The organism is Cytobacillus sp. IB215665, from assembly GCF_033963835.1.
Taxonomy (GTDB): Bacteria; Bacillota; Bacilli; order Bacillales; family SM2101; genus Nanhaiella.
Genome location: NZ_JAXBME010000002.1, coordinates 261,985 through 273,915 on the forward strand (window position 1 = coordinate 261,985; position 11,931 = coordinate 273,915).

Annotated in this window: 9 protein-coding genes; all 9 read left to right on the top strand. The window is 36.9% G+C overall.

What is annotated here, in order from left to right:
• Nucleotides 1–300: 300 nt before the first annotated feature.
• The 9 genes from SLH52_RS03250 to SLH52_RS03290 all read left to right on the top strand — a co-directional run bounded on the left by SLH52_RS03250 (nt 301) and on the right by SLH52_RS03290 (nt 11,931).
• Nucleotides 301–648 carry a YqxA family protein gene (locus SLH52_RS03250; protein ID WP_320208051.1) on the top strand — a complete coding sequence of 116 codons (348 nt, stop codon included), beginning with the start codon at nt 301–303 and terminating at the stop codon, nt 646–648.
• A 902-nt stretch (nt 649–1,550) separates the two neighbouring features.
• Nucleotides 1,551–3,377 carry a translation elongation factor 4 gene (lepA, locus tag SLH52_RS03255; protein ID WP_320207858.1) on the top strand — a complete coding sequence of 609 codons (1,827 nt, stop codon included), beginning with the start codon at nt 1,551–1,553 and terminating at the stop codon, nt 3,375–3,377.
• Nucleotides 3,378–3,560: 183 nt separating this feature from the next.
• Nucleotides 3,561–4,697, top strand: a complete 1,137-nt coding sequence (hemW, locus tag SLH52_RS03260; protein ID WP_320207859.1) for a radical SAM family heme chaperone HemW — start codon at nt 3,561–3,563, stop codon at nt 4,695–4,697.
• A gap of 116 nt (nt 4,698–4,813) precedes the next feature.
• The gene (hrcA, locus tag SLH52_RS03265; protein WP_320207860.1) at nt 4,814–5,845 is read left to right on the top strand and encodes a heat-inducible transcriptional repressor HrcA; all 1,032 of its coding nucleotides are present in this window, start codon (nt 4,814–4,816) and stop codon (nt 5,843–5,845) included.
• Nucleotides 5,846–6,017: 172 nt separating this feature from the next.
• A complete protein-coding gene (gene grpE, locus SLH52_RS03270) occupies nt 6,018–6,578 on the top strand; it encodes a nucleotide exchange factor GrpE (protein ID WP_320208052.1) in 561 nt (186 codons plus the stop codon).
• Nucleotides 6,579–6,628: 50 nt separating this feature from the next.
• A complete protein-coding gene (dnaK, locus tag SLH52_RS03275; protein ID WP_320207861.1) occupies nt 6,629–8,464 on the top strand; it encodes a molecular chaperone DnaK in 1,836 nt (611 codons plus the stop codon).
• A 286-nt stretch (nt 8,465–8,750) separates the two neighbouring features.
• Nucleotides 8,751–9,872: a molecular chaperone DnaJ gene (gene dnaJ / locus SLH52_RS03280; protein WP_320207862.1), complete on the top strand. Its 1,122-nt coding sequence runs from the start codon at nt 8,751–8,753 to the stop codon at nt 9,870–9,872.
• A 323-nt stretch (nt 9,873–10,195) separates the two neighbouring features.
• Nucleotides 10,196–11,137, top strand: coding sequence for a 50S ribosomal protein L11 methyltransferase (gene prmA / locus SLH52_RS03285; RefSeq protein WP_320207863.1), 942 nt, complete (start codon nt 10,196–10,198; stop codon nt 11,135–11,137).
• Between the two features lie 41 nt (nt 11,138–11,178).
• On the top strand, nt 11,179–11,931 hold the full coding sequence (locus SLH52_RS03290) for a 16S rRNA (uracil(1498)-N(3))-methyltransferase (protein ID WP_320207864.1): 753 nt from the start codon (nt 11,179–11,181) through the stop codon (nt 11,929–11,931).

An 11,931-nucleotide genomic window follows, 5' to 3' on the forward strand; every position in this document is an offset into this window, starting at 1 on the left:
GCCCTTTTCGTAAACTTTGTTGCTATTGTTATCGAATTAGTACCAAAAAAATGATTTTACATTGTTAGTTATCGTTGTACAGAAAAAAAGGTACCACGAGCTCTAGTTTTGTACGTGTTTATATCATAATACGAAAATCAACAATCAATGCGAAAACAGCCTTAATTTAAAACTGCAATGTTTTACGTTCAATTTGCTTAAGGTGAGACCTTTCAATTTGGTGAAGTCAGTTTTTGTATATGAGCTTAACGGTGTATCCGTAATAAGTCTATTAGGGTGAGTATAATGTGGAAATTCATGATGAAGTGCTTTCTTTTATGTACAGTCCTTCTTTTTGGTGTATTGATAGGAATGCAGAAGGCCAATAGTGGGATTATTGAGATGAAAGGGTATGATGACCCTTCATTTCGAGGTGCATTAGAAATTGCTGAAACCTCTAATGGAGAATTTGAGGCAAGTGTTCTAGGTTTGGAAGCAACGAGTCATGATTTGAAACAAAAACAACAACAATTAGCAGAAATCAAAGCCTTTAATCTATTTTCATCAATGGGGAAAACTATTGCGGAAGCGGTAAGTAATACATTTCAGAAAATATTACAAATGATTGATACTCTCTTTGCGAAAATTATGGAAGGTAAATCAGGCTAACCGTGTTTTCCATGTCAAGCGCAATGAAAAAACCATTTCCTATTAAGAATGGTTTTTTCAATGCCGTGGATTAATAATTACTTTAAGCTCTTTTCTTATTCACTCGAGGTCACTTCGTCAAATCACCCGAAGGCAAACAACGCCTTCATGTGATTTGACTCCAGTGCTTGTCGGGGATAAACAAGCTGCTTGCGCTTTTCCTGTTGTCTAGCTCCAGGCATCGGCTCGAGGTCATAAGTCAATCCGTCAAGAAGGTTAAAAAGCAACCTTCTAGCCGTTTCGCCTTATGCTTGTCGCCGATAAACAGTCGCCTTGCGTTTTTCCTGTTGTCTAGCTTCAGCACCTATCCCCTCGAGGTCACTTCACTATTTCATCTGAAGGCAAAGTACGCCTCCATTTGAAATAGTTCCAGTGCTTGTCGGGGATAAACAAGCTGCTTGCGCTTTTCCTGTTGTCTAGCTCCATGCGGCATCGGCTCGAGGTCATAAGTCAATCCGTCAAGAAGGTTAAAAAGCAACCTTCTAGCCGTTTCGCCTTATGCTTGTCGCCGATAAACAGTCGCCTTGCGCTTTTCCTGTTGTCTAGCTCCAGGCGCCATCTGCTCGAGGTCATAAGTCAATCCGTCAAGAAGGTTAAAAAGCAACCTTCCAGCCGTTTCGCCTTATGCTTGTCGCCGATAAACAGTCGCCTTGCGCTTTTCTTGTTGTCTAGCTCCAGCGCATATTCCCTCGAGGTCACTTCGTCAAATCACCCGAAGGCAAACAACACCTTCATGTGATTTGACTCCAGTGCTTGTCGGGAATGAACGATGCGCTTCTGCTTTTCCTGTTGAATGTATGTTTGGCAATTGTTATAATCAATGCTAGTGTATGTTGTGCCGATAATGGTAGGAGTGAATTGAAATGAACAAGAAAGAAAGAGTAAATAGGCAATCAAAAATACGGAACTTTTCTATAATAGCGCATATTGATCATGGAAAATCAACCTTAGCAGATCGTATATTGGAGAAGACGGGTGCTTTAGCCCAACGTGAGATGAAAGATCAATTGTTAGATTCAATGGATCTTGAACGAGAGCGTGGAATTACAATTAAATTAAACGCTGTTCAATTGAAATATAATGCCCAAGACGGAGAAGAATATATTTTTCATTTGATTGATACACCAGGGCATGTTGATTTTACTTATGAAGTCTCTAGAAGCTTAGCTGCATGTGAAGGTGCAGTATTAGTAGTTGATGCAGCTCAAGGTATTGAAGCTCAAACATTGGCAAATGTATATTTAGCACTGGATAATGACTTAGAAATACTCCCAGTCATAAATAAAATAGATCTACCGAGTGCCGACCCTGAAAAGGTAAGACAAGAAATTGAAGATGTTATCGGTCTGGATGCTTCTGATGCAGTTTTAGCTTCTGCTAAAGCTGGTATTGGAATTGAAGATATACTTGAACAAGTTGTTCAAACTGTCCCTGCACCAACTGGAGATACAGAAGCACCGCTTAAGGCTCTCATATTTGATTCTTTATACGATTCCTATCGAGGAGTTATTGCATATATTCGAGTCGTTGAAGGAACAGTAAAGCCTGGTCAAAAAATAAGAATGATGGCAACTGGAAAAGAGTTTGAAGTTAACGAAGTAGGAGTATTCTCACCTAAAGCTGTGTTACAGGACGAACTGAGTGTTGGAGACGTAGGCTTTTTAACAGCATCAATTAAAAATGTTGGTGATACCCGTGTAGGTGATACAATTACTGATGCAAAAAACAGTGCAGTAGAACCGCTTCCAGGTTATCGACGCTTGAATCCAATGGTGTTTTGTGGATTATATCCAATAGATACTGCGAAATATAATGACCTTCGTGAAGCATTAGAGAAATTGGAGCTTAATGATTCGGCATTGCAATTTGAGCCAGAAACTTCTCAAGCGCTTGGATTTGGATTCCGTTGTGGATTTCTAGGTCTATTGCATATGGAAATCATTCAAGAGAGAATTGAACGAGAATTTGGTATTGATTTAATTACAACAGCACCGAGTGTAATTTATCAAGTTTATTTAACAGATGGTACCGAGGTGCGAGTTGATAATCCTTCCAATATGCCAGATCCACAAAGTATTGAACGAGTGGAAGAACCATATGTTAAGGCAACAATCATGGTTCCTAATGATTTTGTAGGTGCTGTAATGGATCTATGCCAAAATAAGCGCGGCATCTTCATCGATATGCAATATTTAGATGAAAACCGAGTTAGTATTATTTATGAAATTCCATTGTCAGAAATTGTGTACGATTTCTTCGATCAGTTAAAATCAAACACGAAGGGTTATGCTTCGTTTGATTATGAGCTTATCGGTTACAAAGCTTCAAAGCTTGTAAAGATGGACATTTTATTAAATGGAGAGCAAGTAGACGCATTATCATTTATTGTTCACCGTGATTCTGCATATGAACGTGGGAAGCTTATCGTTGAAAAACTGAAGGATTTAATACCAAGACAACAGTTCGAAGTACCTGTTCAAGCTACAATTGGTACTAAAGTAGTTGCTCGTTCCACTATCAAAGCTATGCGGAAGAACGTATTGGCAAAATGTTACGGTGGGGATATATCCCGTAAGCGGAAGCTTCTTGAAAAGCAAAAAGAAGGAAAAAAACGGATGAAGTCAGTTGGATCTGTCGAAGTTCCGCAAGAAGCATTTATGGCAGTGTTAAAGATGGATGAAGAAAAATAACAAATCTACTACAAATTTGAACACATAGGTAAATGTACTTTATAATGTTACTTGCCGCAGAAAATTCTGCGGCTTTTCTATATACTCAAGTTGAAGTTAGTAATAGATAAATTTAACAGACAGATTTGTATGACAGCTTACGTATTATTTAGCTGAACTTAAAAAGGTAAAGGTAGTGATGAAGTGGCATCTGGAGTGTACATTCATATACCCTTTTGTGAACATATATGTCATTATTGCGATTTTAATAAAGTTTATTTAAAGGGGCAGCCAGTAAATGAATATTTAAATTCGTTAGAAGAAGAGATGCATCAAACTCTTGAGCGCTATCCTTCAAATGATATTCGTTCGATATTTGTTGGCGGAGGGACACCGACAGCCATAAATATTAAACAACTTGAAAGGTTACTTGAAAGTATTAAGCGATATATTAAACCTGTGAATGATAAGTTAGAATTTACGTTTGAAGCGAACCCTGGTGAAACATTAACAAAAGAAAAGATAAAATTGTTATACGAAGCTGGCGTAAATAGAATCAGCTTTGGAGTGCAGTCATTTGATAATAAGATTTTACAACAAATCGGACGAGCGCATCGCAAAGAAGATATTTTTAAATCAGTAGATTGGGCTAAAGAGGTAGGATTTAACAACGTTAATCTTGACTTAATGTATAGTTTACCAGGACAAACAATTTCTCAAGTGGACGAGACTTTACAAGAGGCATTCTCTCTAAATGTAGATCACTTTTCAGCATATTCTTTAATTGTTGAACCAAAAACTGTTTTTTTTAACTTGCAAAAAAAAGGAAAATTACACCTTCCATCTCAAGAAGAGGAAGTTACAATGTTTGAGCATGTCATAGAACAAATGAAAAAACATGGATATAACCAATATGAAATTAGTAATTTTGCTAAGCCTGGTATGGAGAGCGTGCATAACCTAACATATTGGAATAATGAAGAATACTATGGATTTGGCGCTGGTGCTCATAGTTATATTGATGGGAAAAGAATAACCAATGCAGGACCATTAAATAAATATATTACAGAAGTGGCTAGACATGGACAAGGTACGACAGAGAGTCATGAAGTAACGCAACAGGAAAAAATGGAAGAAGAAATGTTTCTCGGGTTGCGTAAAATAAAAGGGGTGTCAAAAGGAGCCTTCTTCAATAAATTTAATGAAGATATTCATGATAGGTTCCATAGTCAAATTATTGAGCAACAACGAAAAGGTTTGTTAGAAGAAGATGAATATTATATTAGATTAACTCATAGAGGCATGCTATTAGGCAATGAAGTGTTTCAAGCATTTATATAAGTATTCTAAATGATTGACATCTCGCATTTGTTTTGGTAATTTATTATTAGATTTAGCACTCGGATAGACAGAGTGCTAACAGAGGTGATGACAGTTGCTAACAGAGGTGAGTACAGATGCTAACAGACCGTCAGTTATTAATTTTGCAAGTTATCGTTGATGATTTTATTCAATCTGCCCAACCAGTTGGCTCCAGAACATTGTCGAAAAAAGACGAAATCATGTATAGTTCAGCGACAATTAGAAATGAAATGGCTGATCTTGAAGAGTTAGGTTTTATTGAAAAAACACACAGTTCATCAGGACGAGTTCCATCTGAAAAGGGCTACCGTTATTATGTAGACAATTTACTGTCACCTCAATTGTTAACCAAGGAAGACGTAGGGAATGTGAAATCGATTTTTACAGACCACATTTATGAATTGGAAAAAATCGTTAAAAAGTCTTCGCAAATTTTGTCAGAAATGACAAACTATACAGCGATTGCTTTAGGCCCAAAGGTCATTGAACATAAATTAAAACGTATTCAAATCGTTCCGATTAATAGTGAGACTGCTGTGGCTATTATCATCACTGACACAGGTCATGTAGAAAATCGCACGATATCATTTACAAGTTCTATCGATCCTAGTGATATCGAAAAAATGGTTAATTTGTTAAACGAGAGATTAGTTGGTGTACCATTAATTGAGTTACATGATAGAATCGTCATGGAAGTATCGAACTTATTACGTACAGAAGTGGACAGCTATGACAGATTATTGAATGAAATCTTGAGTTCACTATCATTAAAGAAAGAAAATGAGGTTTATTTTAGCGGTAAGACAAATATGCTAAGTCAACCAGAGTTTCACGATATTCATAAAGTTCGTACACTACTTACGATGATTGATCAAGAAAAAGAATTTTATGACTTGATTAGGCCTAATAATGTTGGGTTAAGTATAAAAATCGGTAAAGAGAATAAGTTGTCGGCGATGGAAAATTGTAGCTTGATAACAGCAACGTACTCCATTGGTAGCGAACAGCTTGGATCTATAGCTATTTTAGGCCCAACAAGGATGGAATATTCACGCGTGATTAGCTTGTTATCATTACTTTCTACCGACTTATCAAAGGTACTGACTAAGCTGTATCAAAATAATTAACAGTGGAAATATTGAATAAGGATGGGAGGATGATCCCATCCATTTCGTATGACCACTTCATAGAAAATAAAGACCTGTATTCCACTTTTTATTAGTTTTAGGTGAGGTTTGTTTTATTTTAAGGGAGGTGAAATCATTGGTTAATGATAGTAATGTAACTGAAGATAAAGGAATAAATGAAAGTGAAAATGTTGACCAAGTTGAAGAAAGTAAAGTTGATCTTCAAAATAATGACAATCAATCAGATGTAAATCCTGAAGAAACGAGCGAGGAATCAAGTGTAAACGCAAGTATTAATGATTTAGAGAAAAAGCTTGATGAAGCAGAAAATCGCACGTTTAGGATACAAGCTGATTTTGATAATTTCCGTCGCCGCACACGTCTTGATCGTGAAGCAGCTGAAAAATATAGAGCCTTTAATTTAGTGTCTGATATTTTACCAGTATTAGATAATTTTGAAAGAGCACTTCAAGTAGAAGCAGATGATGATAAAACACAGTCTATACTACAAGGTATGGAAATGGTTTACCGTCAGCTATTCGATGCACTACAAAAAGAAGGTGTAGAAGTAATTGAAGCTGCTGGAAAGTCATTTGATCCGCATCTACATCAAGCTGTGATGCAAGTAGAAGATGCTGAGTATGACCCAAATACTGTTGTAGAAGAGCTGCAAAAGGGTTATAAACTTAAAGACCGAGTTGTTCGACCATCGATGGTAAAAGTTAATGGGTAGCAAATAAAGATTTATTACATATTTATAATTTTTAGGAGGTAACGAAGAAAATGAGTAAAATTATTGGAATTGATTTAGGGACGACTAACTCATGTGTTGCTGTGATGGAAGGTGGAGAAGCAAAGGTAATTCCTAATCCAGAGGGTAATCGCACAACTCCGTCAGTTGTTTCATTTAAAAATGGTGAAAGACAAGTTGGTGAAGTTGCTAAGCGTCAAGCTATTACAAACCCAAATACAATCATCTCGATTAAACGTCATATGGGAACAGATTACACGGTAGAAGTAGAGGGTAAAAAGTATACACCACAAGAAGTATCGTCTATTATTTTACAGCATTTAAAATCATATGCAGAAGAATATTTAGGAGAGCCTGTTACTAAGGCTGTTATTACTGTTCCCGCATACTTCAACGATGCCGAACGTCAGGCAACAAAAGATGCAGGTAAAATTGCTGGTTTAGAAGTAGAACGTATTATTAACGAGCCTACAGCAGCAGCTCTTGCTTACGGATTAGATAAAATGGAGGAAGACCAAACTATCCTCGTCTATGACCTTGGTGGGGGTACATTTGACGTATCTATTCTAGAGTTGGGTGATGGTGTATTTGAAGTTAGATCTACAGCAGGTGATAATCGTCTAGGTGGAGATGACTTCGACCAAGTAGTTATTGACCATTTAGTTGCTGAATTTAAAAAAGAAAATGGTATTGACCTTTCAAAAGATAACATGGCTTTACAGCGCTTAAAAGACGCAGCTGAAAAAGCTAAGAAAGATTTATCAGGGGTTACACAAACTCAAATTTCATTACCGTTTATTACTGCTGGTGAAGCAGGGCCGTTACATTTAGAGGTAAGCTTAACTCGTGCGAAATTTGATGAGTTATCCGCAGATCTCGTTGAACGTACAATGGGACCTACTCGTCAAGCGATGTCTGATGCAGGTCTATCTGCTAGTGAAATAGATAAAGTCATCCTAGTTGGGGGATCTACTCGTATTCCTGCTGTTCAAGAAGCACTTAAAAAAGCTGTAGGACAAGAGCCTCATAAAGGTGTTAACCCTGATGAAGTAGTTGCTTCTGGTGCGGCTATTCAAGGTGGTGTTTTAACAGGAGATGTTAAAGACGTAGTTTTATTAGATGTTACACCGTTATCTTTAGGTATTGAAACGATGGGTGGAGTATTCACAAAATTAATCGATCGTAATACTACAATTCCAACTAGTAAGTCACAAGTCTTCTCAACTGCAGCAGATAATCAACCAGCAGTTGATATTCACGTGCTACAAGGAGAAAGACCTATGGCAGCAGATAACAAAACATTAGGTCGCTTCCAATTAACAGATATTCCACCAGCACCACGTGGTGTACCACAAATTGAAGTATCATTTGATATCGATAAAAATGGAATCGTTAATGTGCGTGCAAAAGATTTAGGAACTAATAAGGAACAAACGATTACGATTAAATCTTCAACAGGGTTATCTGATGATGAAATTGAACGCATGGTTAAAGAAGCGGAAGACAATGCTGAATCAGATAAACAACGAAAAGAAGAAGTTGAACTTCGTAATGAAGCGGATCAGTTAGTATTTACTGCTGAAAAGACTTTGAAAGACTTGGAAGGAAAAGTTGATGAAGCTGAAGTGAACAAAGTAAACGAAGCGAAGGATGCTCTGAAAGCAGCTATAGAAAGTAATGAGCTAGAAGAAATCCGTACTAAGAAAGATGCTCTTCAAGAAATTGTTCAACAGCTATCAATGAAACTTTACGAGGAAGCAGCTCAACAAGCTCAAGCCCAACAAGGTGCTGAAGCTGGTAACAATGAAGGTCCTAAAGGTGACGATGTAGTAGATGCAGAATTTGAAGAAGTAAAAGATGATAAATAAGCTTCACCAAGTCAAAGTCAGTCATAATATGACTTTGACTTTTTTATAAGGATAGGAAAACTATATTTAATTCCCTATATTATCGGTTGAATGTAAAATGGCGCTTGCGCTTGTCTAGCTGCAGCGCCTATCCCCTCGAGGTCACTTCGTCATTTCACTAGAAGGCAAAAAGCGCCTTCAGCTGAAATGACATCAGTGCTTGTCGGTGATAAACAAGCGCTTGCGCTTTTCTTATGATAGATGATAGAATTATCTTTATGTGAATGAACCGGGAGTGGATTTTTAAATGAGTAAAAGAGATTACTATGAAGTGCTAGGGATTAGTAAAAGTGCTTCACAAGATGAAATTAAGAAAGCCTACCGCAAACTTTCCAAAAAATATCACCCTGACATTAATAAAGAACCAGACGCTGCAGATAAATTTAAAGAAGTAAAAGAAGCATATGAAACTTTAAGTGATGATCAAAAGCGTGCCCATTATGATCAATTTGGTCATACAGATCCAAATCAAGGATTTGGTGGTGGTGGTGACTTTGGTGGATTCGGTGGTTTTGAAGATATTTTTAGTACATTCTTTGGTGGTGGAGGACGCCGTCGTGATCCAAATGCTCCCCAACAAGGGGCAGATCTCCAATATACAATGACATTAAAATTCGAAGAAGCAGTTTTTGGTAAAGAAACTGACATTGAAATTCCAAGAGAAGAAGAATGTAAAACATGCCATGGTTCGGGAGCAAAACCAGGAACGAAACCTGAAACGTGTAAACATTGTAATGGTAGTGGTCAGCTAAGTGTTGAGCAAAATACACCGTTTGGCCGTATAGTTAATAGACGTGTTTGTCATCATTGTGACGGTACAGGCAAGAAAGTAACCCAAAAATGCTCAACTTGTAATGGAGCTGGGAAAGTAAAGAAAAGAAAAAAAATACACGTGAAAATTCCATCTGGTATTGATGATGGTCAGCAACTACGTGTAACAGGTCAAGGTGAAGCCGGTACAAATGGTGGTCCAGCAGGCGATCTCTATATTGTCTTTCATGTGAAACCGCATGAATTTTTTGAGCGTGAAGGTGACGATATTTATTGTGAAATGCCGCTTACATTTGCGCAGAGTACTCTGGGTGACGAAATTGAAGTTCCTACTCTTCACGGAAAAGTTAAGCTGAAAATACCAGCAGGTACTCAAACAGGAACCAAGTTCCGTCTTCGTGGTAAAGGTGTACCAAATGTTCGTGGGTACGGTCAAGGTGACCAGCATATTCAAGTAAGAGTTATTACACCAACGAAGCTTACTGAAAAACAAAAGCAATTGTTAAGAGAGTTTAATGAGCTTGGGAATCAGGAAGCTCCTGATGAACATGATGACAGCTTTTTTGCAAAAGTTAAGAGAGCATTTAAGGGGGATTAACCCACGATTCAAATTAAACATATTAATCAGGTGGGTTTTTACCTCACCTGATTAATATGTTTACAAGCTGAAAATTTGACCTAGACTTTAATTATAACTGTTAAATTATCTATTAAGAGTAAGATTTCAGGGAACTAAATATCATCAAAAGGTATTCAACACTGGAATTATGATTCATTTCATGATTGTAAATGAATCTTTTGTTATGATAATATAACTTACTTAATTAACGTTCCTATAAAGAGTAAGTACTCAACTAAAAAGTAACAAATAACATCGAAGATTACGAAGAGTCTAAATAATTATTAATGGAGTTGGTAGATATGAAATGGTCTGAAATTTCTATTCATACGACACAGGAAGCTGTCGAACCTATTTCTAACATTTTACATGAAGCAGGTGCAGGTGGTGTAGTTATAGAAGATCTACACGATTTAACAAAGGAAAGAGAAACTGCATACGGTGAAATCTACCAACTCAACCCTAATGATTATCCTGAAGAAGGTGTAGTCATTAAGGCATATTTACCTGTTAACAGCTTTTTAGGGGAAACAGTAGAAGAAATAAAAGAAGCTATTAATACGTTATTAATATACGATATTGATATAGGAAGTAACAGAATTACAATTAGCGAAGTAAATGAAGAAGAGTGGGCAACTGCTTGGAAAAAGTATTATAATCCTGTTAAAATTTCTGAGAAGTTCACGATTGTACCAACTTGGGAAACGTATACTCCAGTGAGTAGTGATGAGCTAATTATTGAGCTTGACCCTGGCATGGCATTTGGGACTGGGACACATCCTACAACTGTCATGTGTATTCAAGCACTTGAGCGAACAGTAAAGCAAGATGACAAAATACTTGATGTTGGTACAGGTTCTGGAGTACTAAGTATAGCAGCAGCTTTACTAGGTGCTGACAAAGTGTTCGCTTATGATTTAGATGAAGTAGCAGTTACAAGTGCAAGAATCAACACGAAATTGAATAAAGTAAGTGATAATGTCATAGTTGAGCAAAACAACTTATTAGATGGAATTGAAACCAAAGTAGACATCATTGTTGCAAACATATTAGCTGAAATTATACTTAGGTTTGTTGATGATGCTTATCGCCTTTTAAAACCAGGTGGCATGTTTATTACTTCAGGTATTATTAATACAAAAAAAGCTTTGGTGAAAGAGACATTGCAAAATATTGGATTTGTTATTGAAGAAACAATAACGATGGAAGACTGGGCTGCTATGATTGTTAAAAAGCCCCTGTAATAGTAAATTAACTACCCTTTTGTAGATAGAAGGTGTTCAATATGCAACGCTATTTCATAGATGACAATAAGTACGAGCAAAATGACCAAATAATAATAACTAATGATGATCATCATCATATTACCCGTGTGCTGAGGATGAATGTAGGAGAAAGTATATACGTAATTGTTGGACAAAGGACTGCACGATGTGAAATAGTGGAAATTACCAATGAAGAAGTATTAACAAATATTGTAGAATGGGTAGAGAGCTCAAATGAACTACCTATTAAAGTGACAATAGCGAGTGGGTTGCCTAAAGGGGATAAGCTTGAATTAGTGATTCAAAAGGGAACTGAATTAGGTGCCAATTCGTTTATCCCTTTTAATGCTGCTCGTTCAATCGTGAAATGGGATGAAATAAAAGGCTTAAAAAAAATTAAGCGCTGGCAGAAAATTGCTAAAGAAGCGGCGGAGCAGTCTCATCGAAATAAAATTCCAGATATAGACCATCCAATGACCTTAAAGAAGTTACTTGAAAATAGTGCTAATTTTGATTTCAAGCTGATTGCATATGAGGAAGAAGCAAAAATAGGAGAACAATCGGTACTTGCTGCCACCTTAAGTAAAATGGTTGCTAATCAGTCTCTGTTAGTAGTATTTGGTCCAGAAGGTGGACTTTCAGAAAAAGAAGTAGAAGAATTACGTTCCCATGGTTTTAAATCTTGTGGCCTTGGTCCAAGAATTTTACGTACAGAAACGGCCCCGATATATTTATTATCTGCTGTTTCTTATCATTTTGAACTATCGAGGTGA

Excerpts from the sequence above, each read along its gene's own strand:
- dnaK (WP_320207861.1), top strand. The coding sequence starts at position 6,629 with ATGAGTAAAATTATTGGAATTGATTTAGGGACGACTAACTCATGTGTT.
- dnaJ (WP_320207862.1), top strand. The coding sequence starts at position 8,751 with ATGAGTAAAAGAGATTACTATGAAGTGCTAGGGATTAGTAAAAGTGCT.
- hrcA (WP_320207860.1), top strand. The coding sequence starts at position 4,814 with ATGCTAACAGACCGTCAGTTATTAATTTTGCAAGTTATCGTTGATGAT.
- lepA (WP_320207858.1), top strand. The coding sequence starts at position 1,551 with ATGAACAAGAAAGAAAGAGTAAATAGGCAATCAAAAATACGGAACTTT.
- prmA (WP_320207863.1), top strand. The coding sequence starts at position 10,196 with ATGAAATGGTCTGAAATTTCTATTCATACGACACAGGAAGCTGTCGAA.
- SLH52_RS03250 (WP_320208051.1), top strand. The coding sequence starts at position 301 with ATGAAGTGCTTTCTTTTATGTACAGTCCTTCTTTTTGGTGTATTGATA.
- SLH52_RS03290 (WP_320207864.1), top strand. The coding sequence starts at position 11,179 with ATGCAACGCTATTTCATAGATGACAATAAGTACGAGCAAAATGACCAA.